This window comes from Neisseria sp. MVDL19-042950, assembly GCF_030504625.1.
In the GTDB taxonomy this organism is placed as follows: Bacteria; Pseudomonadota; Gammaproteobacteria; order Burkholderiales; family Neisseriaceae; genus Neisseria.
The window spans coordinates 139,837-164,933 of the sequence record NZ_JAUKWH010000006.1 but is presented as its reverse complement, the minus strand read 5'-3'; the positions used below and the strand labels follow the sequence as shown (position 1 = coordinate 164,933).

Annotated in this window: 24 protein-coding genes; 9 read left to right on the top strand and 15 right to left on the bottom strand. The window is 49.3% G+C overall.

Features of this window, described 5'->3' with window-relative positions:
• Nucleotides 1-3: 3 nt before the first annotated feature.
• Both Q0X97_RS07325 and Q0X97_RS07320 read right to left on the bottom strand, forming a co-directional pair.
• Nucleotides 4-465, bottom strand: a complete 462-nt coding sequence (locus Q0X97_RS07325) for a type IV pilin protein (RefSeq protein ID WP_302067089.1) — start codon at nucleotides 463-465, stop codon at nucleotides 4-6.
• A gap of 100 nt (nucleotides 466-565) precedes the next feature.
• A complete protein-coding gene (locus Q0X97_RS07320) occupies nucleotides 566-997 on the bottom strand; it encodes a type IV pilin protein (RefSeq protein WP_302067088.1) in 432 nt (143 codons plus the stop codon).
• Nucleotides 998-1,418: 421 nt separating this feature from the next.
• Between Q0X97_RS07320 and Q0X97_RS07315 the strand changes: the two genes are divergently transcribed.
• From Q0X97_RS07315 to Q0X97_RS07305, 3 genes are all read left to right on the top strand, one after another.
• On the top strand, nucleotides 1,419-2,585 hold the full coding sequence (locus Q0X97_RS07315; protein WP_302067087.1) for an efflux RND transporter periplasmic adaptor subunit: 1,167 nt from the start codon (nucleotides 1,419-1,421) through the stop codon (nucleotides 2,583-2,585).
• A gap of 11 nt (nucleotides 2,586-2,596) precedes the next feature.
• Nucleotides 2,597-4,534, top strand: coding sequence for a MacB family efflux pump subunit (locus Q0X97_RS07310; RefSeq protein WP_302067086.1), 1,938 nt, complete (start codon nucleotides 2,597-2,599; stop codon nucleotides 4,532-4,534).
• Nucleotides 4,535-4,672: 138 nt separating this feature from the next.
• The gene (locus tag Q0X97_RS07305; RefSeq protein WP_302067085.1) at nucleotides 4,673-6,064 is read left to right on the top strand and encodes a TolC family protein; all 1,392 of its coding nucleotides are present in this window, start codon (nucleotides 4,673-4,675) and stop codon (nucleotides 6,062-6,064) included.
• A gap of 75 nt (nucleotides 6,065-6,139) precedes the next feature.
• Here the strand turns inward: Q0X97_RS07305 and clpX are convergent, their stop codons facing one another.
• Complete coding sequence (gene clpX / locus Q0X97_RS07300) at nucleotides 6,140-7,435, bottom strand: ATP-dependent Clp protease ATP-binding subunit ClpX (RefSeq protein WP_302067084.1); 1,296 nt, start codon at nucleotides 7,433-7,435, stop codon at nucleotides 6,140-6,142.
• A gap of 285 nt (nucleotides 7,436-7,720) precedes the next feature.
• Here clpX and Q0X97_RS07295 point away from each other — a divergent pair, with 285 nt between their 5' ends.
• Nucleotides 7,721-8,668, top strand: a complete 948-nt coding sequence (locus Q0X97_RS07295) for a serine hydrolase (RefSeq protein WP_302067700.1) — start codon at nucleotides 7,721-7,723, stop codon at nucleotides 8,666-8,668.
• Nucleotides 8,669-9,000: 332 nt separating this feature from the next.
• On the top strand, nucleotides 9,001-10,176 hold the full coding sequence (locus tag Q0X97_RS07290; protein ID WP_302067699.1) for a nitronate monooxygenase family protein: 1,176 nt from the start codon (nucleotides 9,001-9,003) through the stop codon (nucleotides 10,174-10,176).
• 97 nt (nucleotides 10,177-10,273) lie between these two features.
• On the opposite strand, the gene Q0X97_RS07285 is transcribed toward Q0X97_RS07290, so the two are convergent.
• The 11 genes from Q0X97_RS07285 to greB form a co-directional block, all read right to left on the bottom strand.
• Entirely contained in the window at nucleotides 10,274-11,293 is a 1,020-nt protein-coding gene (locus Q0X97_RS07285) for a pseudouridine synthase (protein WP_302067081.1), read from the bottom strand.
• 444 nt (nucleotides 11,294-11,737) lie between these two features.
• The gene (locus Q0X97_RS07280) at nucleotides 11,738-12,355 is read right to left on the bottom strand and encodes an SMC-Scp complex subunit ScpB (RefSeq protein ID WP_302067080.1); all 618 of its coding nucleotides are present in this window, start codon (nucleotides 12,353-12,355) and stop codon (nucleotides 11,738-11,740) included.
• Between the two features lie 724 nt (nucleotides 12,356-13,079).
• Nucleotides 13,080-13,394 (bottom strand): hypothetical protein, encoded by a 315-nt coding sequence (locus Q0X97_RS07275; RefSeq protein ID WP_302067079.1) that lies wholly within the window; start codon nucleotides 13,392-13,394, stop codon nucleotides 13,080-13,082.
• A gap of 31 nt (nucleotides 13,395-13,425) precedes the next feature.
• Nucleotides 13,426-14,418, bottom strand: coding sequence for an RHS repeat domain-containing protein (locus tag Q0X97_RS07270; RefSeq protein ID WP_302067078.1), 993 nt, complete (start codon nucleotides 14,416-14,418; stop codon nucleotides 13,426-13,428).
• Between the two features lie 97 nt (nucleotides 14,419-14,515).
• On the bottom strand, nucleotides 14,516-15,460 hold the full coding sequence (gene ylqF / locus Q0X97_RS07265) for a ribosome biogenesis GTPase YlqF (protein ID WP_302067077.1): 945 nt from the start codon (nucleotides 15,458-15,460) through the stop codon (nucleotides 14,516-14,518).
• Between the two features lie 242 nt (nucleotides 15,461-15,702).
• The gene (gene rapZ / locus Q0X97_RS07260; RefSeq protein WP_302067076.1) at nucleotides 15,703-16,557 is read right to left on the bottom strand and encodes an RNase adapter RapZ; all 855 of its coding nucleotides are present in this window, start codon (nucleotides 16,555-16,557) and stop codon (nucleotides 15,703-15,705) included.
• Nucleotides 16,538-17,500, bottom strand: coding sequence for an HPr(Ser) kinase/phosphatase (hprK, locus tag Q0X97_RS07255; RefSeq protein WP_302067075.1), 963 nt, complete (start codon nucleotides 17,498-17,500; stop codon nucleotides 16,538-16,540). Before hprK ends, rapZ begins: the two co-directional genes overlap by 20 nt.
• Before the next feature lie 6 nt (nucleotides 17,501-17,506).
• A complete protein-coding gene (ptsN, locus tag Q0X97_RS07250; RefSeq protein WP_302067074.1) occupies nucleotides 17,507-17,956 on the bottom strand; it encodes a PTS IIA-like nitrogen regulatory protein PtsN in 450 nt (149 codons plus the stop codon).
• 206 nt (nucleotides 17,957-18,162) lie between these two features.
• Nucleotides 18,163-19,077 (bottom strand): 4-hydroxybenzoate octaprenyltransferase, encoded by a 915-nt coding sequence (ubiA, locus tag Q0X97_RS07245; RefSeq protein WP_302067073.1) that lies wholly within the window; start codon nucleotides 19,075-19,077, stop codon nucleotides 18,163-18,165.
• Nucleotides 19,078-19,188: 111 nt separating this feature from the next.
• On the bottom strand, nucleotides 19,189-19,701 hold the full coding sequence (locus Q0X97_RS07240; protein WP_302067072.1) for a chorismate lyase: 513 nt from the start codon (nucleotides 19,699-19,701) through the stop codon (nucleotides 19,189-19,191).
• A 71-nt stretch (nucleotides 19,702-19,772) separates the two neighbouring features.
• Nucleotides 19,773-20,279: a transcription elongation factor GreB gene (gene greB, locus Q0X97_RS07235; protein ID WP_302067071.1), complete on the bottom strand. Its 507-nt coding sequence runs from the start codon at nucleotides 20,277-20,279 to the stop codon at nucleotides 19,773-19,775.
• Nucleotides 20,280-20,538: 259 nt separating this feature from the next.
• Here greB and Q0X97_RS07230 point away from each other — a divergent pair, with 259 nt between their 5' ends.
• Together Q0X97_RS07230 and Q0X97_RS07225 are read left to right on the top strand one after the other, a co-directional pair.
• On the top strand, nucleotides 20,539-20,823 hold the full coding sequence (locus tag Q0X97_RS07230; protein ID WP_302067070.1) for a PepSY domain-containing protein: 285 nt from the start codon (nucleotides 20,539-20,541) through the stop codon (nucleotides 20,821-20,823).
• 120 nt (nucleotides 20,824-20,943) lie between these two features.
• Nucleotides 20,944-21,213, top strand: coding sequence for a PepSY domain-containing protein (locus Q0X97_RS07225; RefSeq protein WP_302067069.1), 270 nt, complete (start codon nucleotides 20,944-20,946; stop codon nucleotides 21,211-21,213).
• A 79-nt stretch (nucleotides 21,214-21,292) separates the two neighbouring features.
• Here the strand turns inward: Q0X97_RS07225 and Q0X97_RS07220 are convergent, their stop codons facing one another.
• Entirely contained in the window at nucleotides 21,293-22,684 is a 1,392-nt protein-coding gene (locus tag Q0X97_RS07220; protein WP_302067068.1) for a nucleobase:cation symporter-2 family protein, read from the bottom strand.
• A gap of 309 nt (nucleotides 22,685-22,993) precedes the next feature.
• Here Q0X97_RS07220 and dapA point away from each other — a divergent pair, with 309 nt between their 5' ends.
• Nucleotides 22,994-23,869: a 4-hydroxy-tetrahydrodipicolinate synthase gene (gene dapA, locus Q0X97_RS07215; RefSeq protein WP_302067067.1), complete on the top strand. Its 876-nt coding sequence runs from the start codon at nucleotides 22,994-22,996 to the stop codon at nucleotides 23,867-23,869.
• Nucleotides 23,870-23,885: 16 nt separating this feature from the next.
• Nucleotides 23,886-25,010, top strand: coding sequence for an outer membrane protein assembly factor BamC (gene bamC / locus Q0X97_RS07210; RefSeq protein ID WP_302067066.1), 1,125 nt, complete (start codon nucleotides 23,886-23,888; stop codon nucleotides 25,008-25,010).
• Nucleotides 25,011-25,097: the final 87 nt, after the last annotated feature.

The window sequence follows — 25,097 nt, the reverse complement described above, 5'->3', positions numbered from 1 at the left end:
GCATCATTTGAATACAGAACACGATTTATCCGTCGAATCGTTTCCTGAAAAAACATCTTCACCATCTTCGCAAGAACTGATGCTGGCTTCGCAAACCATTGTTATCAAAGATTCATTTATTTTTAAGATACGCGGTTCATCATTCTTATCAAGAGCAACCGCTTTTAAAGTGAACTGATCATCATGCGCCCCTTGCGCTTTTCCTTGCGCACGGATACAAAACGCATTGGTTTCGGAAACCGGCAGCTCCGGCCAAGTTGTGGAAGTTTGTTTGAATGTACGATTTTGTTGGTAAAAACGTTCCATGAAATGAGCGTTTTCCAACAAAGCCGTGTGGGCGCGTTGTAAATTGCCGTTTTGAATATGATGGCGGTAGGAAGGAATTGCGATTGCCGCCAAAATGGCGGCAATCGCAATAGTGATGAGTAATTGGCCTAGCGTGAAGCCTTGCTGTGTATTCTGCATACTGTTTTCCCTGTCATTATTTTATAAAAAATTATGCCGGCAGTATGCAAAAATTTATAGCCTATGTAAAGAAAACAGCCGAATTTAATCAAGCCTTGCGTCAATATACGTAACAATCCGCTTCGTTGGCGGCAGAAGAGCAAACGGTAACAATACCGTCGCCGTTTATCTTCATAACGCGCGTTTCGCCCTTATTGCTGGTTTGATTGGCTTGAGCAATCAAGCTGAAATTACTGTTATTGTCTTCGGCAGGTTGGTACGAGATGTCAAAATAAGCATTCTGTTTCAATGCGCTGCTTACTTTATCACGCTCCGCTTTATCTTCTGTCGCACTGCCGGGAAATTTGTGGTTTTGCACGTAATAACGCTCAAGCAGTTGGGCATTCGCCAGCAAATCGGAACGCACGCTCTCCAATCGGGTGCGGCGGATGTATGTATCGTAAGACGGATAAGCGATGGTTGCCAAAATACCTATCATCAAGACGATAATCATTAGTTCGGTTAAGGTAAAGCCTTTTTGTTGAAATTTCATATTATCCTATTGTGAGAGAAGTTAAGCCGTTATGTGAAAGCTGATTATTTAAAGTTTATTAAAGAAAAAGTACTTAAGTACAAGTCAGTATAGTCTATCCCGTAATATCTCTGCGGATAAAAGCGATATTTGGTCATGTAAATATACTGAGCGGGATTATCGGCACTTGGTATTGTTCTTCAACATTTACTATTAAAAAATGTCAGCAATCGGGAATTTTGAGTAAACGCCATCTTTACTTATATTTAAATTATCCCACAAAACAATTAAATAACAAAGAGTTGTTTTTGCACTTCACGATAAGCCGTTAACTTGGCTGAAAAACAGGATTGAAGTACACTGCCGCTGTTTTTATTTTCATATAACCACTTTGGGTTTCCGTGTATACAAAACCGGTAATCTATAAAGATATCCAAACATTATGGCAAAAACGATTAAATGGTTCATTCTCTTGGCTGCCGCGGCAATAGTGGTATTTGCTGCATGGTCGTATTTCAAATCCGATGAAAAAATCAATTACCTTACCCAATCGGCCAGTCGCATGGATATACGGCAAACGGTAAGCGCCACCGGTGAAATATCGGCCGCCCAACTGGTCGCCGTCGGTTCGCAGGCTTCGGGGCAAATTAAGAAGCTGCATGTTAAATTGGGGCAGCAGGTAAAAAAAGGCGATTTGATCGCCGAAATCGACTCTACCACCCAACTGAATGCTTTAAATACCAACAAAGCCAAGCTCGATACTTATAAAGCCCAATTGCATTCCGCCGAAATCAAACAACGCACGGCAGAAAAGAAATACAAGCGCGAGAAAGCATTATGGGCGGAAAATGCCACCTCCAAAGCCGAATTCGAAGATGCGGAAGACATGCTGGCGGCGGCCAAAGCATCAGTTGCCGAGCTAAAATCCTTAATCAGGCAAACCCAAATCGCCATCAATACGGCGGAAGCCGATTTGGGCTATACGCTTATTTCTTCACCGATAGACGGCACGGTTGTTTCCATTCCCGTAGAAGAAGGGCAAACCGTTAACGCCAATCAAACGACACCCACTATCGTCCAAGTGGCCGATCTAAGCAAAATGCTGAATAAAATGCAGATTGCCGAAGGAGATGCCAATAAAGTCAAAGCGGGGCAAACGTTGATGTTCACCACCCTGTCTATGCCCGACAACAGCCGCAAAGCGGTTATTGACACAGTCGATCCCGGCCTTACCACCATGTCTAACGGCTCTTACACCACCAGCACCGACACCACCGATACCGCCATCTACTACTACGCCCGCGCTTTAGTACCCAATGAAGACGGTGCTTTGCATATCGGTATGACTACTGAAAACACCATTGTGATCAATCAAGCCGAAAAAGTGTTGAGCGTACCCAATCTGGCGGTCAAAACCAAAGACGGCAAAAAAACCGTGCGCATTTTAGGCGATAAAGACCAAGTGCAAGAACGTGCGGTCAAAACCGGATTAAGCGACGGCACCAATATTCAGATTACAGAAGGTGTGAAAGAAGGAGAAAAAGTCATTATTTCCGAATCAACCGCCGATGACATCGATGCCGCCGGACGCAAAATGGGGAAAAGATAACGGAGCAGGCTATGAGCTTAATCGAGTGTAAAAACATCAACCGTTATTTCGGCAGCGGCAACAACCGCGTTCATGTTTTGAAAGACGTGAACCTGACCATAGAAAAAGGCGATTTTGTCGCCATCATTGGCCAATCCGGTTCGGGCAAATCGACCCTGATGAATATTTTGGGCTGCTTGGACACCGCCAGCTCCGGTTCTTACACCGTCGACGGTATCGAAACCTCACAAATGTCCGCCGACGAATTGGCCGCCCTGCGCCGCAAACGGTTTGGTTTCATTTTTCAGAAATACAATCTGCTCAACGCTTTAACCGCCCGCGACAATGTAGCCTTGCCTTCCGTTTATGCCGGCATAGAGCAGACGGAACGCAGCAAACGCGCCGAAAAAATCCTGCATGATTTAGGTTTGGAAGGCAAAGAAAGCAACAAACCCAGCGAACTTTCAGGCGGCCAGCAACAACGCGTAAGTATCGCCCGTGCCTTGATGAACGGTGGCGAAGTTATCCTCGCCGACGAACCTACCGGCGCATTGGACACCCAATCGGGCGAAAACGTGATGAAAATCATCCACGATCTGCACGCCCAAGGCCATACCGTAATTCTGGTTACGCACGACCCGAAAATCGCGGCCAGAGCCAACCGCATCATCGAAATCCGCGACGGCCGCATTATCTCCGATACCAGTAAAAACGCCGATATCCCTCCCAGCAGCGTGAAAAGCATCGAAGAAAACACCTCGTGGCTGTTTTTCAAAGACCAATTTTTAGAGTTGTTCCGCATGTCGGTGCAGGCGGTTCTGGCACACAAAATGCGCTCGCTGCTTACCATGCTCGGCATTATTATCGGTATTGCTTCCGTGGTGTCGGTGGTTGCACTCGGCAAAGGTTCGCAAGAAAAAATTTTGCAAGACATCAGCGCAATCGGCACCAATACCATCAGCATCAGACCGGGCAAAGGCTTCGGCGACCGTCAGGCTTCACGCATACGCACACTCACAATCGCCGATGCGAATGCCATTTCCAAACAAAGCTATGTTGCCAGCACCACGCCGACCACCGCCACCGCCGGCATACTGACTTACCACAATATTGATGCCACTGCCCAACTTTACGGCGTGGGCGAACAGTATTTTGACGTGCGCGGCATCAAACTGGCACAAGGGCGGTTGCTGAACGAAGATGATGTCAAACAAAACAACCAAGTCGTGGTTATCGACCAAAACACCAAAAACGCCCTGTTTTCAGACGGCACCGACCCGCTGGGCAAAGTAATCCTGTTCAAAAAACGCCCGCTGCGCATTATCGGCATCACCGAAGAAGACGACAGCCCGTTCGGGAGCACCGACAGCCTGCAATTATGGGCACCGTATACCACAGTGCTCAACCAGATTACCGGCCAGCGTTATATCAATGCCATCATCGTTAAAATTAAAGATGATATCAACTCGCAAGCTGCAGAAAAAGGCCTTACCGAACTGCTCATTTCGCGCCACGACAGCGAAGACTTTTTCATGCAAAACAGCGACAGCATCAAGCAAACAATAGAAAGCGCCACCAGCACCCTGACGCTGCTCATCTCCAGCATTGCCCTGATTTCACTTATTGTCGGCGGCATCGGCGTAATGAACATTATGCTGGTATCGGTTACCGAACGCACCAAAGAAATCGGCGTACGCATGGCCATCGGCGCGCGGCAGTCAAACATTTTGCAACAATTCCTTATCGAAGCCGTCTTAATTTGTTTGATCGGCGGTTTGACCGGCGTATTATTTTCAGTCGCCATTAGCTTGGTGTTCAACCATTTCGTTACCGATTTCGCCATGAAATTCTCACCCATGTCGATTGTGGCCGCCGTATCTTGTTCCTCCATCATCGGCGTGATATTCGGCTTTATGCCTGCCAAACGGGCATCCCAACTCAACCCGATTGACGCACTGGCACATGATTAAATTTTTCAGACAGCCTCCGCCATTAAGAGGCCGTCTGAAAACTATGCAGTCAAACCCATTTGAAACAGCGTATCCATGCAACCGGACAAACCTGCACGACCGTTGTTTCAAAGCGGTTTAACGACAGCGGAGAACCTTATGAAACTGCACCAATCTTTTCAGACGGCCTTAAACTTAAGCATCGTCTTCATCATCAGCGGCTGTGCCGTCAACCACACCCCGGACAAAAACCTGACGCTCGAAGCCACCGGCCAAATTGTTTCCGCGGAAGAAGCCGCCCAACGCTACAACATCACTCCCCGCTGGTGGGAAACTTATAACGACACCCGACTCAACGCCCTGATAGAACAAGCATTTGCCCGCAATATCGACTTGAAAAAGGCCGCCGTCAAGGTGAACAAAGCCTTATACCAAGCCAACATTCTCGGCGCAGAATCAGTCCCCACTTTCAGCGGCTCTTTGGGCGCGTCCACCGGCAAAAATCTCAAAGGCGGCAACAGCACTCCTTCGTTCAGCAGCCAACTCGGTTTAAGCTATGAAATCGACTTATGGCAAAAACTCAATGCGCAAGCCGACGCGCAAGTATGGGAATATCAGGCCACACAGCAAGACTTGGCCGCCACCCGTCTGACATTGGCCAACAACATCGCCGATGCCTACTTCAATATCGCCTACCTGAACGAAGCCATCGCCTTAACCGAAAAAACCGTCAAGCAATACCAAGAAATCAACCGCATCGCCTCGGCCAAATACCGGTACGGCAAAGCCGATGCCGCTCAACCGCGTCAGGCGCAGCAGTCATTGCTGTCCGCACAAAACAACCTGATTTCTCTGAAAAACAACCGTGAATTAACACAAGAGACCTTGCGCAACTTGTTGAATCTGAAGCCTGCCGAAGCCATGGCAGCCGCCCCCGCAAGCTATCGCCTGAGCAGTGCCAAAGGCGTGGATTTAAACGTCCCCGTTTCCACCCTTGCCAACCGCCCCGATTTACGTGCTGCGGAATACCGGTTGCAATCGTCGCTGAAAAACGTAACCGCACAAAAACGCAGTTGGTATCCGAGCATTACCGTAGGTGCGACATTAAGCACTTCTTCGGACAAGGCACGCACCGCATTCGACGTACCGTTCTTAGGCGGCTCGGTCAAACTCAATCTACCCTTCCTCAACTGGAAAACTTTGAAATGGGAAGATAAAACCGCCGAAGCCAATTTTGAAAACGCCCGCCTGAATTTTGAACAAACGCTGACCGCCGCTTTAAACGAAGTGCACGGTAACTACCAAAAATTCAGCCATGCGGAAGCCACTTTGGCCAATGCCCGCAAAAAATATGCGCTCGACCAAAAAAACAGCCGCTACTACCAAGTGCGCTACCAACACGGCAAAAACGAACTGAAAGACTGGCTGGATGCGCTCAACACCGAATACGCCTCCGCCCAAACATTGCTGAACGCACGCTACGAAACTTTAAAATACGAAAACATGATCTACAAAGCCATGGCCGGACGCTACCGCGGCAAGAATCGCTAAGGCGGTGTTTTGATACAAAAGAGGCCGTCTGAAAACTTTCAGACGGCCTCTTTGCCAATCGAACGATAAACGATGTTACGCAGCCGGTTTACGGCTTTTCGTTTTATCTTCACCGCCCAATTTGTATTCGCTGCCATCGGCCAACAACAACTTCGGCTGCTCGCCTTTTTCAATCACATTTTCATTAATCACAACTTTTTTCACGCCTTTCAAATCAGGCAGCATATACATGGTTTCCAGCAGACAACGCTCTACAATCGAACGCAGACCGCGCGCACCTGTTTTGCGCTCCATCGCCTGTTTTGCAATACTGCGTAAAGCCGAGGGCAACACTTCCAATTCAACATTTTCCATGCCGAACAAAGCTTGATATTGTTTAACCAAAGCGTTTTTCGGCTCGGTCAAAATATTAATCAGCGCGTCTTCATCCAATTCCGCCAAAGTAGCAATCACCGGCAGACGGCCGATCAGCTCGGGAATCAAACCGAATTTAATCAAATCTTCCGGCTCGACGGTTTCAAATAAAGTGGTGATGTCGGCATTCTCGTCTTTGCTGCTCACAACCGCACCGAAACCGATGCCGCCTTTTTCCGTACGCTGGCGAATCACTTTTTCCAAACCGGCAAACGCACCGCCGCAAATAAACAGAATATTGGTGGTATCGACGTTGATAAACTCCTGATTCGGATGCTTGCGCCCGCCTTGCGGAGGCACCGAAGCCACAGTACCTTCAATCAACTTCAACAAAGCCTGCTGTACCCCTTCGCCGGAAACGTCGCGGGTAATCGAAGGATTGTCGCTCTTACGGGAAATTTTGTCGATTTCGTCAATATAAACAATGCCGCGCTGGGCTTTTTCCACGTCGAAATCACATTTGCCCAACAATTTGGTAATAATCTGCTCGACATCTTCGCCCACATAACCGGCTTCGGTCAGCGTAGTAGCATCGGCCATTACAAAAGGAACATCCAATTTACGCGCCAACGATTGCGCCAGCAGCGTTTTACCCGAACCAGTAGGTCCTATCAACAGAATATTGCTTTTAGACAATTCCACGTTGCCGCTGCTCTTTGGATGGCGCAAACGCTTGTAATGGTTGTATACCGCCACCGCAAGAGCCTTTTTTGCCTGCTCCTGACCGATAACATGGTCGTTCAGATTGGCGACAATTTCGGCAGGAGTAGGCAGCTTGTCCTGAACGCCCTGCACATCGGTTTCATGAGCATCCGTGTGATCATGCTGGCTTTGCAGCATAATGCCGCAGGTTTCCACACACTCATTGCAGATAAAGGCATGTTCGCCTTCAATCAGGTTTTTTACTTCATGCTCGGGCTTGCCGCAAAACGAGCAGGAACGCTTTTCGTCAGACATATTTCCGTATCTTTTAAAATTAAATTGCCGTCGGGCATTGCCCGTTTAGTAAATTCGAACAAATAAGTATAATAAGTATCCGCCCGTTTATCAAACGACATTGGCAACAAATAATGCAAATTACAGTTTTTCAGACGGCCTTTTATCGGGGAAAGTGTACCGTTTACGTAAAATATGACGGTAAAAAGTGAAAAATTTACCGCCCTTGCTTTACAAGCCGCTCAAATTTAATCAATAATACATAAAGTTACCGCATATTAATCTTGAAAATAATGGAATATGAATATGCCGATTATCCGCATAACCAAAAAAGCAGCCGCGATTTGCCTGAGCATCAGCATGGCTGCTTTTACTCTTCCCGCGTCCGCCGATGATTTAGACATTTTAGGCCAATTCTTAGAGCAGAACTTCCCCACCCAAGATGATCCGTTGGGTGCATTTGCCGCAATGAATATCGAAGAACGGATTGAAGCGCAGGCTGCCGTTGCCGGCCCGTTGCTGTCTTCCCAATCTGCACTGATTATTAATGATAAAACCGGCGAAGTGCTTTATCAGAAAAACCCCAACCGTGTGATGCCGATTGCCTCCATCTCTAAGCTGATGACTGCAATGGTGGTGCTGGATGCCAATCAAAACATGAACGAAGCCATCACCATCACGCCAGATGAAATCGACCGTTTGAAAGGTACCGGCAGCCGTTTGAGCATCGGCACCACCTTAACCCGCGGCGAACTGCTGCATTTGAGCCTGATGAGCAGCGAGAACCGCGCCACCCACGCACTCGGGCGCAGCTACCCCGGCGGTATATCCGCTTTCGTGAACGCCATGAACCGCAAAGCACAAAGCCTCGGTATGTCCAGCACCCGTTTCTACGAACCCACCGGCTTGGATTTCCGTAACGTATCTACGGCCAACGACCTGAGCAAAATGGTTCAAGCCGCCAGCAAATATGCCGTTATCCGCCGTAACAGCACTTCCAACTACGGATCGGTTTATACCAACAACGGCCGCCGCCAAAGCTATAAAAATTCCAATGCCCTCGTTCGCGAAGGCAGCTGGAATATCGAGCTGCAAAAAACAGGCTACATTCGCGAAGCCGGCCGTTCTATGGTTGTAAAAGCGAATGTGCAAAACCAACCGATTACCATCGTGCTGCTGAATGCCCCTTCTTCGCTCAGCCGTGTAAACGATGCCCGTCAAATCGAATCTTGGATGCTGCAACGTCGTTCTTAAATTTTTATCTATACTCGAAAGGCCGTCTGAACAACAGTTTCAGACGGCCTTTTTCACTTGCTTAAATCCAAAAAATATTGTTCTAACAAATAGTTAATCGGCAATAACTTAATTTTACAACCATCTGAAATAAAAAAACTATAGTTTTACTCTAATTTTGGCAGATGCTAGAGTATAATGCCTAAGCTTTTAAACACACATCGACAAAACACATCAACTGTTTCACGAAATGCGGTTCTGTCTCCCAAAGCGGAAACACTATCCATCCACTACAAAATTCCCCGCCCCTGCCCCATTTCGAGAAATCTGCTTACTCTATAAAGGAAGCATACATGCAACACGATTTCGACCCTTTGATTATCCGTGGCAAATCACTTATTCCGATTGTGCAGGGCGGCATGGGCGTAGGCGTATCCGCATCCAAATTATCCAGCGCAGTGGCTCGTGAAAACGGTGTCGGCACGATTGCCAGCGTAGATTTGCGCCATCTGCATGAAGACTTGCTCGCCGAGTCGAAAATCAACCCTACTGAAGAAAAATACTGCAAACTCAACCACATCGCACTCGATCGAGAAATTCAGAAAGCCAAAGCCGCCACACAAGGCAAAGGCATGATTGCCGTTAACGTGATGAAAGCGGTTAAAGACCACCAGGCCTTAGTGCGCCAAGCCTGCGAATCGGGTGCGGACGCTATCGTAATGGGTGCCGGCCTGCCGCTCGACTTGCCGGAAATGACCGAAGGCTATCACAAAGACGTTGCCCTGCTGCCGATTCTTTCCGAATCACGCGGTATCAACATCGTGCTGAAACGCTGGATGAAAAAAGGCATATTGCCCGATGCCATCGTTGTGGAACACCCCGCACATGCAGCGGGGCACTTGGGCGCTATGACCGTTGACGGCGTTAATGATCCGAAATTCGAATTCAAACGCGTGATTGAAGAAACATTTGAAGTTTTCAAAAAACTGGGATTGGAAAGCGAAAAAATACCGTTGATTTTGGCAGGCGGCATGGCCAATTTTGAAAAAATCACCACCGCCCTGAAAGAATGGGGAGCATCCGCCGTGCAAATCGGTACGGCATTTGCCGTTACCCACGAAGGCGATGCCCATCTCAACTTTAAGAAAACACTGGCAGGCGCACCGGTAGAGCAAGTGGTTGAATTTATGTCGGTTGCAGGTCTGCCTGCCCGCGGAGTGCGTACCAAATTCCTCGACAACTACATCAAACGCGAAGCCAAACTACAAGCCAATGCCAAAGCAGACCCGCGCCGCTGTACCCAAGGCATCAACTGCCTTTCCGTCTGTGGTCTGCGCGACGGTTTGGAAAAAGTAGGTCAATTCTGTATCGACATCCAACTGGCGGCCGCATGGCGCGGAGAAGTGGATAAGGGCCTGTTTTTCCGCGGCAAAGATCCGCTACCTTTCGACAATGCCATCAAAAGCGTTCGAGAAACCATCGAATATCTGTTGCATGGCTGCGTGATGGAGCAACGTCAAACAGGTTGATTCTTGCTCCGAAGCCATATTTGCTTGAAAGCACCGCAGCTTAAGTAACAGGCCGTCTGAAAACAAATTTTCAGACGGCCTGTTACTTAATCCCACTTTATCTGCGGCGACGCTCACCCGGCAGCGACATGTCTGCCCATTTCATAATGTTGGCGACTTCGGCCGGGTTCAGCTCGTAAAATTGGCCGCGTTTCAAGCGGTTCGGCAAACCGATGGGGCCGAAGCCGACGCGCACCAAACGGCTTACGGTTAAACCTTGGCTCTCGAAAATACGGCGCACTTCGCGGTTGCGGCCTTCTTTGATCACCACGTTATACCATTTGTTGGCACCTTCGCCGCCCTGCTCGTAGATGCGTTCCACTTTGGCCAAACCGTCTTCCAGCATCACGCCTTCTTCCGTGAGCATTTTCATCTGTTCGGTGGAAAGCTCGCCCAACACGCGCACGGCGTATTCGCGCTCGACTTCAAAGCTGGGGTGGGCGAAGCGGTTGACCAGTTCGCCCGATGTGGTGAGGATCAACAGGCCGCTGGTGTTGATGTCCAAACGGCCGATAGCCACCCAACGGCTGCTGGCGGCTTGCGGCAGGCGGTCGAAAATGCTCACGCGGCCTTGTGGGTCGTCGCGCGACACGATTTCGCCTTCTTGCTTGTAATAGAGAATGATGCGCGGCAGGCGGTCGGGCCATTTGAGCTTAATCACGTTGCCTTTAACGGTAACTTGGTCTTCCGGCGAAACTTTGTCGCCAAGCCGGGCGGTTTTGCCGTTGACGGTAACCGCGCCCTGCGTAATCCAGTCTTCCATTTCACGGCGCGAACCCACGCCCGATGCGGCAAGGGCTTTTTGCAGGCGCACCGGCTCGAAGCTGTCTAAATCGACACGTTTTTCTTTCAAATCGCGGGCGCGTTCCATGATTTTTTGATTGGGATTGCGCACCACCAGTTTTTTGGCGCGTGAAGCCTGCGTTTTCGGCGCGGCGGGTTTGCCTGAGGCTTCTTTTACGACCGTTTTATTCTTGAGGCCGTCTGAAAACTTGCCTGTGTTTTTGCGGGCAGCCGTTTTCTTGGCCGGTGCGCCGTCGCGCAATTCACGTTTGCTTGAGATTTTTTTGGTGTTCACTAAGGTCTCCTAACGCATTTTCCTGAAAGGAAAACGGTTCTTCTGCGGCTTTTGCGGCAGGAAGGGTTGTTAAAAATAGATAAGAGATAGGTTTTCAGACGGCCTTTTATATCTGTGAGGCCGTCTGAAATTAATTCAGCCGTAGGTCAGATACTTGTATCCGACAAACGATGGTATTCGGCGATTTTGTCGGATTCGAGAATCCGACCTACTGCTGCTTCTGCTGTGAGGCCATCTGAAATTAATTCAGCCGTAGGTCGGATACTTGTATCCGACAAACAATGGTATTCGGCGATTTTGTCGGATTCAAGAATCCGACCTACTGCTTACAGAGATGCGGGATACTCGGGTCAAGCCCGAGTATGACGGGCATATCGTTTTTTCAAGTAAGGCCGTCTGAAATTAATTTAACCGTAAGTCGAATACAAGTATCTGACCTAGCTGCTAATTCAGTACGGGCGGTTCGGGAAGTGGGTCGGTTTGCCCGGCTTCTGTTTCTTCTTCACCGCTTTCGGCTGGCTCGATTAAATCGGGCAATACCAGCTCGCCCAATTCAGTGAGCGGCGGCAGTTCTTCCAAACTTTCCAACTGCAAATCGCTTAAAAACACATTGGTCGTCGCCCATAAAGCGGGGCGGCCGATGGAATCGCGGTGGCCGATCACCTCAATCCAGCCGCGGTCTTGCAGCGTCTGCATCACGTTTTGCGACACCGCCACGCCGCGTATGCCTTCGATATCGCCGCGCGTAACCGGCTGTTGGTAGGCAATAATCGCCAGCGTTTCCATCACCGCACGCGAATAGCGCGGCGCACGCTGTTCCTGCAAACTGCCCAACCGCTCGAATGCGGCTTGGGCAATCTGAAAACGCCAGCCTTCATGCGTATGCACCAACTGCAAAGCGCGGTTTTGCCAGCGGGTTTTCAAGTTCGCCAGCACATCGATCAGCTTGTCGGGCGACAACGGCGGCACGCACAGTTCGCACATGGTCTTTTCGCTGAGCGGTTCGGTTTGGGTAAGCAGCGCGGCTTCAATCAGCGCGTCGGGGGGGAGTTTGTCGATCATGGTTTAGCCATTGGATAAAGTGGCAAACACAACGAAAAATATCATATAGCACACAGCACACATTATGAAAGCATTAAGAATAAGTTGAAAAAACTTTATAATATCAATATTTTTTTTCATTGCTATAATAATCATATGGATAATGCAAAATAAAAAAGAAATATAAGGGAATATCAAAATCGATTCTTTGTGGAACCAAATAAACTTGATGAAAATAATTGCAGAATTATTTATGTTGGCAAAGGATAATAGAGAAAATATCAATACATAAATAACCAATAATATATTGACTAAAATAATCTGCTTTAACATACTCAATGGGAGTTCTTACAATGTCAGTTATGATTCATTTTCTTGAATCTTTTTTAATATTTCATTTTTTAAAAAAATATCTTCATCTATAAGCGCAAGTTGTTTTAAATTTTCCATTTCCTTTTTTTGAATGTTTTTTTACTAAGCCACCAAAGAAACATACCGTTTCTATTATGCTCAGGGCTTTCCTCATGCTTCTTTTTATGGCTTATAACTTGCATAACAAATAATTCATCGGGATACATATCTAAGTTTATCCAACTGATATCGGCCCTAATGCGACTTAGAAATAATCTTTTGTATTTAGTAATATTTTCTTTTCTTTTAAATTTACTTATAATCATTTTTTTATTCTTAGGTACAATGCCTTAGTTGGATTTTAAAACTTCTATCTATATCACTGTATTTAATTTTAATTGCAAATTTTCATACATTCATATTTTAATGAATGAGGTAAATTTTTATTTTTACAAACCGACATTTGACAAGACAAATTACCTGTATAGAATATTTTTTCTAAAATTTCTACAGGTACATTATCTTTTTCTGCCAACTCAGATAAGATTGCAAAAGCAAACTCATCTTTTTCATTTATCAAAAACGAAACCATATCATCATAAAATGATATTTCTCCAACTTCCAAGCTAACAATTGAATTTTCATTCCAAATTCTTTTTAATTTTTGATAATTCGACACCGGCCACTTATTTATAGAAATATATTTCATATTCTTTACCTTATTCACTTTTCTTTATATTTTAATCCAAATTAAATCCCTGTTGTTTTAACCATTTTTGCCATACTTTTATTTCCTTTTTACTCAAGCTTCCAACACTATCACTTACTGAATGGCATTTTCCTGCGCGATAAATTCTTCCATCTTTATCAACAACAAGATTTTCATCATAAATATGTCCATGTGGCATACTTGGAAATGGATCAACATCGTTAGCATGAACCCGTATTATTCGGCCATTAATTTTTAGTGTCGCCAACCCCAAAGGATCAGCCCAAGTTTGCGCATTCGGAAAAGCAAAATAGGCATTGCTTCCTCCTGCCAAGCCTATCGGGTCTTGGGTTATAAATCTGCCAAAATTAGGATCGTAATAACGATGAAAATTGTAATGCAGGCCTGATTCGGGGTCGTAATATTGCCCTTGCAGTCTGAAAGGCTGATGAACATTCGGAACAAGGGATTCTGCAAAAGTTAACTGCCCCCATGCGCGGTATTTACCATACCATACTAAATTACCATCTTTATCTGTCATCTCGCGAGGAGAGCCTGCTTGATCACAATGAAAATAGAAGATGGTTTCATTGGTTTCGCCTTCTGTATTTGTCCAATTGTGAACTTGGGCTAAAGGTTCGTAGCTGTTTTGGTCGGCATAGGTATAGGTGTAACGCCCGTTGGCGTAAATCTCTTGAAACAGGCGCGAGCCGTCCCAAAGAAATTCGGTGATATTGGTTTGTGTGTTATCGTCAAGAATTTTGGCTTTTTTGGTACGGCAGCGTAAGGTATCGTATTCGTATCCCCATGTGTCTTTTTCCCATGTGCCGTCTTCAAGCTTGGTAAAGGTTTCTATTTTTACAAGCTGGTCAAACAAGTCGTAATGCAGATTTTGAATGATGCCTTGAGTTTCTCGACAAATGACATTCCCTAATTTGTTATAGTAGTAATTGATACCGTTGTAGTGTGTTACACGGTTATTCATAACTTTGGGTGGTGTCGGGTGATGTTTGGTTTGTTCCATGATGAAACTTTTTCCTCTATTTCAGTAGTCGGTTTCCATTTTAATGCAAGGCAAACATTTATCGGAAGCGGCGGGCAGGGATACCCGCCCTACTGTTTCAATCTTTTTCAGACGGCCTTTGTCCTTTACGCTCGGCTTTTCTGGCTTCGCGGGCGGCTTTCAATTCGGCTTCTTTCTGTTTGGCTTTTTTGAGCCATGTTTCCCATTGGTTCGGCGTTTCGAGTGTGATTCTGCCGATTTGGCCGTCTCGGAAGTCGGTGAGGGTATTTTCAGCGGCTTTTTGGTAGTTGATGCGGCCGCCGCTTAATACGGCTCCGCGTTTTTTGGCGATCCATTCGAGCCAGTCGGTGTCGTTCCAATGGCTGCTGGGGTCTTTGTCGGCTTGGTAACGTGCCTGCAACAGGGGCAGGTAGTGGCGGCGCAGGTAGTCGAGCAGTTCGAGGGCAACTTCTTCTTCGTCGAGTGCGTTGCGGCCTACGGCACCGCTGGCGGCGAGGTTGTAGCCGCTTTCTTCTACGATGATTTTCGGCCACAGCATGCCGGGGGTGTCGTAGAGCCAGAAGTCGTCGGCGAGAAACAGGCGTTGTTCGGCTTTGGTGATGCCGGGTTCGTTGCCGGTTTTGGCGGATTTTTTGCCGATCATGCCGTTTATCAGGGTGGATTTGCCGACGTTGGGTATGCCGCAGATGAGTACGCGTAGGGGTTTGTCTATGCCGCCGCGGTTGGGCATCATGTTGCGGCAGGCGCGGGTGATTTTGGCGGTTGCGCCTTGTTCGGAAGAGTCGAGGGCGATGGCTTGGGTGTCGGGCCGGCTGTTGTAGTAATCAAGCCAAACGGCGGTGCGTTCGGGGTCGGCAAGGTCTTGTTTGTTGAGGATTTTGAGTTTGGGTTTGCCGCGTGAAAGTTGTGCCAGCAGGGGGTTTTCGCTGGAGGCGGGCAGGCGGGCATCGAGCATTTCAATCACCATATCGACGCTTTTGATGCGCTCGGCGATGGCTTTTTTTGCCTTGTTCATGTGCCCGGGGAACCATTGGATTGCCATAATGTTTTGCTCTTTTATCGATATGGATAGCAAATGGGTTTGCTATGGGTATTTGTTTTGGGGGGAGGCCGTCTGAAAATAGTGCTGCTTTATTTCGGGTTGGTTTATTGCCCGTAATCGGCCGGATAACGTAATCAGGCAGCCCGACAAAGGCTGCCTGATTGAATGCGGCAATTATAGCATATTGTTTTGCTTTAAGCTTTCAGACGGCCTCTGATGCAAGAGGCCGTCTGAAAAAGAAGTTAACGCTCTGCCAGTACGGACAACTGACGGTGGCGCACGAGCAGTTCGTAATGTCCTTTCAACCGCTCTGCCAACTGCTCGACAACATATACGGAACGGTGTTGCCCGCCGGTGCAGCCAATGCCGATGGTAACGTAGCTGCGGCTTTCCACCTGCATCTGCGGCAGCCAGCGGTTCATGAAATTGCCGATGTCGTTGATCATTTCCCGCACGGCGGGCTGTTGGTTCAAGTAGTTCTGAATCGGTTTGTCGAGGCCGTTGAACGGGCGCAGTTCGGTATCGTAATAAGGATTGGGCAGGCTGCGCATATCAAACAGGAAATCGACGTTGGTCGGCACGCCGTATTTGAAGCCGAACGATTCCAAAATCACCAGCAAGCCTTTGCGCTCTTGTTTCAGCCATTGCTGCACGCTGTAACGGAGTTGCTGGGCGTTCATTTTCGAGGTGTCGATGCAATAGGCCAACTCGCGCAACGGGGAAAGCCACACCCGCTCTTGTTGCAGGCTTTCGAGCAAGGTAAGCGTTTGGCCGGACAGGGGATGACTGCGGCGCGTTTCGGAAAAACGGCGTATCAGCACGGCTTCGTCGGCTTCTAAAAACAATACTTCTACATCGTAGCCTTGTTTGCGCAGGAGTTTGATTTGCTCTTCGGCCTCGTTGATGTCGATACGCGAACGGATGTCGACACTGATGCCGAGCTGGGTTACTTCGCTGTTGTCGAGATGATATTGGATCAGGCCTGGCAGCAGCTTCATCGGCAGGTTGTCGACGCAATAATAGCCCAAGTCTTCCAGCAGCTTGAGGGCAACCGATTTGCCCGAACCGGAAAGGCCGCTAATCAGCACTATTTTCATGATCGGATTCGTTTTCTTTCAACATGGTTTGATGGCGCTCGAGAAATTCCCGCGTGCTGTCTTTGCCGCGCAACTGCAAAATGTAATTGCGCACCGCCACTTCCACCAACACGGCAAGGTTGCGCCCTACTGCCACCGGCAAGGTAACGGAACGGATGTTGACATTCAAGATAGACTCGGTTTCCGTGCGTATGCTCAAACGATCAAGCTGTTTCATATAATCATCGTCTGCCGCCACCAGATTGATGATAAGTTGCAGGATTTTTTTGGGGCGGATGGAAGTTTCGCCGAAAATATGGCGGATATTGAGCACGCCCAATCCGCGCACTTCGAGAAAATCCCTCAGCATCGGCGGGCAGCGGCCGTCGAGGGTTTCGGGGCCGGTGCGGTAGAGTTCGACCGCATCGTCAGCAATCAGGCTGTGCCCGCGCGAAATCAGTTCTAAAGCCAGCTCGCTTTTACCCAAGCCCGACTGGCCGGTAATCAATACACCGATCTCAAACACATCGAGAAATACGCCGTGCTTTACGGTGGAAACGGCCAATACGCGTTGCAGATAAATCCGCAAAACATCCATCAGATAAGGGCTTTCCAATTTCGACGTTAACAGCGGCACATTATTGGTGTGGCAATAATCGCGCAGTATCGACGGCACCGGCAGGCTGTTGGCCACGATAACCAGCGACATTGAAAAATCGAAAAGCTGGCCGAAGCCGGCTGCCGTTTCGTCTTGCTCCAAACGGGTCAGATACTCGACTTCCGCCACGCCCAATACCTGCACTTGATTGGGGTGAATAAAATTCAAATGGCCGACCAGCGCCAAAACGGGCTTGTCGGCCTCTACGCCGATACGGTTATCGGCTCCCGCCGTACCTGCCGCCCACGCCAGTTGCAGCTTGTGCTGGTTGTCTTGGTACAGGCGGCGGACAGAAATACTCGGCATGGTTGGTTACTCGGCGTTGAGTAGGCTCTGCACTTCTTCCGGAGTGGCGGCCGTCATTAAAGCCTCGCGCACCGATTTTTGAGAAAACCTGCCGGCCAGTTTCGACAGCACTTCCAAATGCTCGCCGGTAGCGTTTTCCGGCACCAGCAATACGAAAATCAGGGAAACGGGTTTGCCGTCCGGCGCGTCGAAAGCCACCGGCTCTTTGGTACGGATAAACGCACCCACGGCTTTTTTCACGGAAGCATGACGGCCGTGCGGAATCGCTACACCCTGCCCTAAACCGGTCGTGCCGAGTTTTTCGCGGGCAAACAGGCAATCAAAAACATCGGCGCGTGCCAATCCTGCTTCGTTTTCCAACAGCAGGCCGGCCTGCTCGAATACACGTTTTTTACTGCTGACTTCCAAATCCAGCGCAATATGGGATAAAGGCAAGATTTCGCTGATCAGGCTCATATAATTCTCTTCACACTAGGCAAAACAGGCTGTGATTGTACCTACTGTTCCACCAAATCTCAAATCTTTCAGGGTTGTTTTACACTCCGCACCACTGCCAATCTCTTATTTATTCTTTAGAAATTCAAACAGTTACATCAAATAAAATATCAAGGCCGTCTGAAATGCTGTTTTCAGACGGCCTTTTCTTTTTATGCCGTTTGTTTTCAGACGGCCTGCACAGCCATCCAGATATAGTGCCCTGCCAAGCCTAAAAACCACACCATACCGATGCGGTTGTTTTCAAGGAAAGTGCGGAAACATGCCCAACGATCGCGGCTTTGTATTTCGCGATATTGTTGATATTGCCAATAAACCGTCAACGGCAGCGCCATCCAATAAGGCCATGTTGCGCCGATTTGGAAGCCCAGTATCACCATCAGCATGGTGAACCAGAAATGGCACAGCATCACGGCGGAAATATCATTGTCGCCGAAAGTAATGGCTGAGGTGCGGATGCCGATTTTTAAGTCGTCTTCCTTATCGGCCATCGCATAAATGGTGTCATAAGCCAGCGTCCACAGCACATTGGCGGTAAACAGCAGCCATGCCAGCGGCGGCACGGTTTCGGTAACGGCGGCAAACGCCATCGGAATGCCGAACGAGAAAGCCAACCCCAAATAAAACTGCGGCAACGGGAAAAAACGCTTGGTAAAAGGATAAGTTACCGCCAAAAACAACGCCGGCAAACTCATCAGCCAAGTAAGGCGGTTGAGCGGCAGCAGGCACAATGCCGCCAGCAAACAGAGAATCAAGGCCAGCAAAATAGCTTCTTCGGCAGAAACCAAACCGCGGGCGAACGGCCGGGCTTTGGTGCGTTCTACTGCGCCGTCGAAACCGCGGTCGGCAAAGTCATTTACCACACAACCTGCACTGCGCATCAGAAACGTGCCGACGGCAAAAGCCAGCAGCACCACAAAATCGGGCACACCTTCCGAAGCAATCCATAAAGCCCACAGCGTAGGCCACAGCAGCAGCAACGTGCCGATGGGTTTTTCCACCCGCATCAGCTTGCTGTAAATGACCAGCCTGCCAACCACGTAACGCGGTAAAAATTTTAAGAGTAAACGTTTCACATTCATGCGTAATATTAACTATATTTATTAGATGATTTGCAGCAAAAAAGCCGTCTGTTCCCAAACGGCTTCAAAACCGTGCGAATTATAATCCAATCGATTACAACAATCACACCGTTAAACAAAACTTTTCAAGGCAGGCAGGAAACATTCCGCCAATCCCAGTTTTTCACCATGCCAATCAAACAGCGAACGTCGCGCCAGCACCGCCTTGCCGTCAAATCCGCTTAAAACGCAGGTATCTTTTAAGACGGCATATTCAAACGGGGAGCGCACCAAAGGCAGCGAACCGTCAAACAAGCGTTCCCCCAGCGGGCGGGTGCCGCAGTCGAGCAGCCCGCGCCATTCGGAAGCTGATGCCGCACACAAACTGCGTGCCCACACTACCGGCGTATCGTCCAAACACAGCAATACGTCGCGGGCGAACCACTCTGATGCTTCGTTTCTATCGAGGCCGTCTGAAAACAAGTCGTCAAAACCGCTACCGCCCAAATACAGCAAGCGCACGGAAAAAGCATGCCCCAAACCGCGTAAAGCCACGGTAAGCGATTGCGCCTGCATAATGCCGTCTGCACCGGCCGGCAAATTGTGTTCCGGCAGTTTATCCTGCCATATCAAGGTATTACTCATATCGATTTGTTGTCATTATTTTTTTACGGCCGGTTTCAGACGGCCTGATACGACTTCGGAACATCATATCCTTAGTCGATCTTCACATATTCCACCGACAAAATTTCAATCACTTCTTTACCTTCCGGCCCGTGCAGCACAACTTCGTCTCCCTCGTGCGCTTTAATCAGGCAGCGGGCCAGCGGTGAAATCCATGAAATTTTGTTTTGGGCGGTGTCAATCTCGTCGACACCCACGATTCTGACCGTCTGCTCGCTGCCGTCGCCGCGCAACAGCTCAACCGTCGCGCCGAAAAAAACCTGATCTGTTGCTTCGCGCTGCTCGGGATCAACCACTTGCGCGGCTTCCAAACGCTTGGTTAGAAAACGGATGCGGCGGTCGATTTCGCGCATACGGCGTTTACCGTAAAGATAGTCGCCGTTTTCGCTGCGGTCGCCGTTGCTTGCCGCCCAGTTAACAATCTGGACAATTTCTGGACGCTCTTTGTTGACAAGGCTGTACAGCTCGTCTTTCAAAGCCTGCCAGCCTGCGGGGGTGATGTAGTTTATCGGAGGAGATTGCGGTGCATCGGTACTCATATCTCAATAAGGCCGTCTGAAAACTTCAAAGCAGGTATTTTACTGCATTCCTCAAGAGGCCGTCTGAAATTTAATCCCCTCAAGACGAATGCAACGGCTCTGCATAACTGGTATAGTTAAGCCCTAAACCGATAATAAACAAAAGGAAAACGCTGCTTCTCCGGTGCTGCTTTCAGACGGCCTGATTGTGCCTTATTTATAAATCGATAAATACCGCTTCAGAACACGCCCCGCCCATATCTCCATGAACGAGGATCGTATGCACCTGCCGCAAAAGATTTTTTCCACCGTTACCCTTACTGCCGCCGCGCTGCTTGTTACGGCGGATGCCGCGCCTTCTGCCAAATCGAATACGCCCCGACAAGCGGCGGCAGCCGCCAAAAGCGTGGTGAAAGGCCATATTACCGACATCAATCTAACCCGCTCGTACGGCCGCAGCTACTACGAAATCAACATTACCGGCAACAAACGCAGCTACGAAGTGCTGGTAGACGCACAGCACAGCAAAGTGCTTTCCGTGATTCCGGATTACGAACCAAAATAATCCGCCGCAAGCCCTATAACTGCAAAATTTTCAAAGCAATATCTTTAAAACACCCCTAATTCGGCACTAATTTTCCAGCATTAGAATAACAAGCACTGCTCCCACCAAAAGGAAACCGCCATGAAAAAACTACTGATGGCCATCCCTGCCGCCGCTCTGGTGCTTGCAATCTCCGCACCGGCTTTTGCAACCAAATACATATCCTCCCGACAGGCTGTTGCCGCAGCCAAAGCCAAAGTGAAAGGCCGGGTGATTGATGTCGATTCCGAGCTCGACTCCCGCCGCCCGCATTACGATGTGGACATCCTCTCCAAAGGCAGAAAATATGAATTGAAAGTGGATGCAAGAACCGGAAAGGTTTACTCCAAACGCATCGACTACGACGATTAATCCGAGCGCCGCCATACGCAACAGGCCGTCTGAAAAGTTTCAGACGGCCTGTTTACGCTTCAAATCAAACAACGAACGGTTAGCTCTCCAACTCGTCGCTCAAATAGACTTTCGCACCCGTATCGCGCGGCATCACCAGATTCATTACCAATGCCGCCACGCCGCCCATACAGATCGGGTTTTGGAACAGCTCTTTAACCGGCAGCAACGCAAACACTTCCGGCTTGAAACTCACGCCCAAACCCAAGCCGATAGACGTTGCCGCAATCACGGCTTCGCGGCGGTTGATACCGTTAGTCATAATGATGCGCACGCCTGCAATCGCAATCAGGCCGAACATCAATACCATCGCGCCGCCGATTACCGGGCTGGGAATGGTGGTAAAGGCACGTCCGACAATCGGAAACAAACCGAGCAGCACCAAAATCGCGGCGATATATTTACCCACATGGCGCGAAGCCACGCCGGTCATTTGAATCACACCGTTGTTTTGCGCAAACGTCGTCAACGGCAGCGAACCGAGCGCAGTGGCAATCACCGACACCAAACCGTCGGCCAACACCCCGCCACGCAAACGCTGTTGGAATTCGTCGCCTTCATAAGGCTCGCCGGACACCATCGCCGTAGCAGTCAAATCGCCCACCGCCTCAAAAATACTCAGCAAATACACCAAGCCGGCCACCAGAAACGGCACCCACTGGAAATCAAAACCGTATTTAAACGGCACCGGCACAGTGATTACCGGCAAATCTTCCAGCACCGAAAAATCCACCATGCCCAAAAACAGAGCCACAATATAGCCCGCAATCATGCCCACCGCGATACCGCTCATGCGCAGCAGCGGATTTTTCAAGGCATTGAAAAACAGCACCACCAGCAATACAAACGCTGCCAGAGCAATATTCTGCCACGAGCCGAACGTGCCGTTGCCCAAAGCTGCGAACCCGCCGCCGAATTCGGTAATCGCCACACTGATCAAACTCAGGCCGATCATCATCACCACCACGCCGCTCACGGTCGGCGTAATCACTTTTTTCAGATAAGGCAGCAGCCAAGCGGAACCGGCCACCAAAAACGCGCCGACAAACGCCACGCCCAGCAGCGCCGAAACCATGGCGTGCTCGTCCAACCCCTGCTCTTTCATACCCAAACCGAGCGAAATCATCACGCCGACAAACGAAAAGTTAACCGACTGAATCGACAGCAAGCCCGAACCGATCGGCCCGAAACGGTTTACCTGCAAATAGGTACCAATGCCCGAAGCCACCATCGCCATCGACACCAAATAAGCCGTCATTTCGGGCGGCAGTTTGAGCGCACCGCCCACAATCAGCGCCGGCGTAATCATCGGCACGAAAATCGCCAGCAAGTGTGTGATCGCACTCAGCAGCGCATTGGCAAACGGCGGTTTGTCTTCTAAACGGTAAACCAAATCGGGTTTATCTGCCGTTTTATGAATCGGAGCAGCCATAGCGATTAAATCCTTCCTTACAGATGTAACAAAAAGCTAAAAAATGTAAGAGCGGAATTGTAAACAATTTACCCCGATGCTTCAATTTTCAGACGGCCTGAGCACGCCAAAGCCCCTTTAAATTTATGTCTTTATAATATAACGGGTAAAAATACGGCAGCCCGCGACAAGGTTTAAAAGGCTTTTCAGACGGCCTTTTACCTTTGCAAACCTTTGCAGGCCGTCCGGCGGCAATATTGCACACAGCCCGCAAAATTAAGCTACAATCACAGCGATTTTTCCAATACTTCGAGAAATAAAGGTTTTACCATGTTAAAAGGCAGCATCGTCGCTCTGATCACTCCCATGAATCAAGACGGCAGCGTAAATTTTGACCACCTCAGAACCCTTATCGACTGGCATATCGACAGCGGCACCGACGCAATCGTCGCAGTCGGCACCACAGGCGAAAGCGCCACTCTTCTCGTACAAGAACATCTGGCCGTTATCGAAGCCACAGTCAAACACGTCAACAAACGCATTCCCGTGATCGCCGGTGCCGGTGCCAACAACACCATCGAAGCCATCGAGCTTTCCAAAGCCGCCGAACGTTTGGGCGCGGACTACACTTTGTCCGTCGTTCCCTACTACAACAAGCCCTCCCAAGAAGGCATTTACCGGCACTTCAAAGCCATTGCCGAAGCCGCAAGCATTCCCATGATTCTCTACAACGTGCCCGGCCGCACCGTAGTCAACATGAGCAATGAAACCATTTTGCGTCTGGCGGAAATTCCCAATATCGTCGGCGTTAAAGAAGCCAGCGGCGACATCGCCCGCGAAATCGCACTCATCAACCAAGCTCCCGAAGGCTTTGCCGTTTATTCCGGCGACGACCCCACTTCCATGCCTTTCATGCTTTGCGGTGGCCACGGTGTGATCAGCGTGGCTGCCAACGTTGCGCCCAAAGAATTTGCCGAAATGTGCCATGCATCATTGGCCGGCGATACCGAGGCCGCACGGGCCCTAAACAAGCGGCTCGTGCCCGTTTACGACGTTATGTTCTGCGAGCCCAGCCCCGCCGCACCCAAATGGGCCGCTTCCGAATTAGGCAAATGTAATGCCCACGCAAGGCTGCCGATTATTGAACTTTCTTCAGACGGCCAAGCCAAAGTACGCAACGCATTGAAAAATGCCAAACTGATTTAACCACAGGAATCACAATATGAACCGTATGAAACCGGTAGTATTAGCCGTTACCCTGATCGGCCTTGCCGCTTGCTCCAGCAACAAAGAACAACCCCGGTTGGACTACCAAACCAAAAACCGGAAAGTAGTCAACCTTGAAGTACCGCCCGATCTAACCAATCCGGATCAAGGCAACCGTTATCAGATTCCCGCAGGCAGCGGTGCCGTGCGCGCCAGCGATCTGAACCGCAACAAAGCGGTGCAGCAACCTGCCAACCAAGCCGTATTGCAAAGCGTAAAAGGCGTGCGTTTGGAGCGCGACGGCAGCCAACGCTGGCTGGTGGTCGAAGGAAAAGAGCCCGCCGAAATCTGGCCGCTTTTGAAAGTGTTCTGGCAAGAGAACGGCTTTGATATCAAATCCGAAGAGCCCGCTATCGGTCAAATGGAAACCGAGTGGGCAGAAAACCGCGCCAAAATCCCGCAAGACAGCCTGCGCCGCCTGTTTGAAAAAGTCGGCCTCGGTGGTGTTTACTCCACCAGCGAGCGCGATAAGTTCATTATCCGCATCGAACAAGGCAAAAGCGGCACAACCGACGTATTCTTCGCCCATAAAGGCATGAAAGAAGTGTACGGCGATAAAAACAAAGACACCACTCTGTGGCAGCCGCGCCCGAACGACCCCAATCTGGAAGCCGCTTTCTTGGCACGCTTCATGCAATATTTGGGCGTAGATGCCAAACAAGCCGAAAGCGCCTTGGGTAAAAGCGTTGCCGCCACCCGCAGCGGCAGCGATTTGGCCAAACTGGAAGGCAACAGCGTTGTGTTGCGCGGCGATTACGACCGCAACTGGCGACGCACCGCACTGGCTCTTGACCGCATCGGCCTCACCGTAATCGGTCAAAACACCCAACGTCATGCTTTCTTGGTGCAACCGGCTCCTCAAGAAGGAGAGGCCGTCTCAACTAAGAAACCGAGTCTCCTCAAACGTATTTTCGGCAAAGGTAAAAACCAAGCGTCTGCCACAGCCGCACCCGAACTGATCGTGTACGTGGAGCCCATCGCCAACGGTACCCGCCTGCGCTTGCTGAACAAAGACGGTAGCGCATACCAAGGCAAAGACGCATCCACATGGTTGAGCCGCCTGCATACCGAATTGCGCTAATTACCTGCAATAAAAACAGCCTTAGATTCGTTATCTAAGGCTGTTTTTTTATTGCGGAACAAAATCATTATATAAATGCCGTTCAAA

What these genes read in the sequence shown, in the direction of transcription:
- Q0X97_RS07305 (WP_302067085.1), top strand. Translation starts at nt 4,673, where the DNA reads ATGAAACTGCACCAATCTTTTCAGACGGCCTTAAACTTAAGCATCGTC.
- Q0X97_RS07315 (WP_302067087.1), top strand. Translation starts at nt 1,419, where the DNA reads ATGGCAAAAACGATTAAATGGTTCATTCTCTTGGCTGCCGCGGCAATA.
- Q0X97_RS07295 (WP_302067700.1), top strand. Translation starts at nt 7,721, where the DNA reads ATGCCGATTATCCGCATAACCAAAAAAGCAGCCGCGATTTGCCTGAGC.
- Q0X97_RS07290 (WP_302067699.1), top strand. Translation starts at nt 9,001, where the DNA reads ATGCAACACGATTTCGACCCTTTGATTATCCGTGGCAAATCACTTATT.
- bamC (WP_302067066.1), top strand. Translation starts at nt 23,886, where the DNA reads ATGAACCGTATGAAACCGGTAGTATTAGCCGTTACCCTGATCGGCCTT.
- Q0X97_RS07220 (WP_302067068.1), bottom strand. Translation starts at nt 22,684, where the DNA reads ATGGCTGCTCCGATTCATAAAACGGCAGATAAACCCGATTTGGTTTAC.
- Q0X97_RS07280 (WP_302067080.1), bottom strand. Translation starts at nt 12,355, where the DNA reads ATGATCGACAAACTCCCCCCCGACGCGCTGATTGAAGCCGCGCTGCTT.
- ptsN (WP_302067074.1), bottom strand. Translation starts at nt 17,956, where the DNA reads ATGAGCCTGATCAGCGAAATCTTGCCTTTATCCCATATTGCGCTGGAT.
- Q0X97_RS07320 (WP_302067088.1), bottom strand. Translation starts at nt 997, where the DNA reads ATGAAATTTCAACAAAAAGGCTTTACCTTAACCGAACTAATGATTATC.
- Q0X97_RS07225 (WP_302067069.1), top strand. Translation starts at nt 20,944, where the DNA reads ATGAAAAAACTACTGATGGCCATCCCTGCCGCCGCTCTGGTGCTTGCA.
- ylqF (WP_302067077.1), bottom strand. Translation starts at nt 15,460, where the DNA reads ATGGCAATCCAATGGTTCCCCGGGCACATGAACAAGGCAAAAAAAGCC.
- ubiA (WP_302067073.1), bottom strand. Translation starts at nt 19,077, where the DNA reads ATGAATGTGAAACGTTTACTCTTAAAATTTTTACCGCGTTACGTGGTT.
- Q0X97_RS07270 (WP_302067078.1), bottom strand. Translation starts at nt 14,418, where the DNA reads ATGGAACAAACCAAACATCACCCGACACCACCCAAAGTTATGAATAAC.
- clpX (WP_302067084.1), bottom strand. Translation starts at nt 7,435, where the DNA reads ATGTCTGACGAAAAGCGTTCCTGCTCGTTTTGCGGCAAGCCCGAGCAT.
- greB (WP_302067071.1), bottom strand. Translation starts at nt 20,279, where the DNA reads ATGAGTACCGATGCACCGCAATCTCCTCCGATAAACTACATCACCCCC.
- Q0X97_RS07230 (WP_302067070.1), top strand. Translation starts at nt 20,539, where the DNA reads ATGCACCTGCCGCAAAAGATTTTTTCCACCGTTACCCTTACTGCCGCC.
- Q0X97_RS07310 (WP_302067086.1), top strand. Translation starts at nt 2,597, where the DNA reads ATGAGCTTAATCGAGTGTAAAAACATCAACCGTTATTTCGGCAGCGGC.
- Q0X97_RS07240 (WP_302067072.1), bottom strand. Translation starts at nt 19,701, where the DNA reads ATGAGTAATACCTTGATATGGCAGGATAAACTGCCGGAACACAATTTG.
- hprK (WP_302067075.1), bottom strand. Translation starts at nt 17,500, where the DNA reads ATGCCGAGTATTTCTGTCCGCCGCCTGTACCAAGACAACCAGCACAAG.
- rapZ (WP_302067076.1), bottom strand. Translation starts at nt 16,557, where the DNA reads ATGAAAATAGTGCTGATTAGCGGCCTTTCCGGTTCGGGCAAATCGGTT.
- Q0X97_RS07275 (WP_302067079.1), bottom strand. Translation starts at nt 13,394, where the DNA reads ATGAAATATATTTCTATAAATAAGTGGCCGGTGTCGAATTATCAAAAA.
- dapA (WP_302067067.1), top strand. Translation starts at nt 22,994, where the DNA reads ATGTTAAAAGGCAGCATCGTCGCTCTGATCACTCCCATGAATCAAGAC.
- Q0X97_RS07325 (WP_302067089.1), bottom strand. Translation starts at nt 465, where the DNA reads ATGCAGAATACACAGCAAGGCTTCACGCTAGGCCAATTACTCATCACT.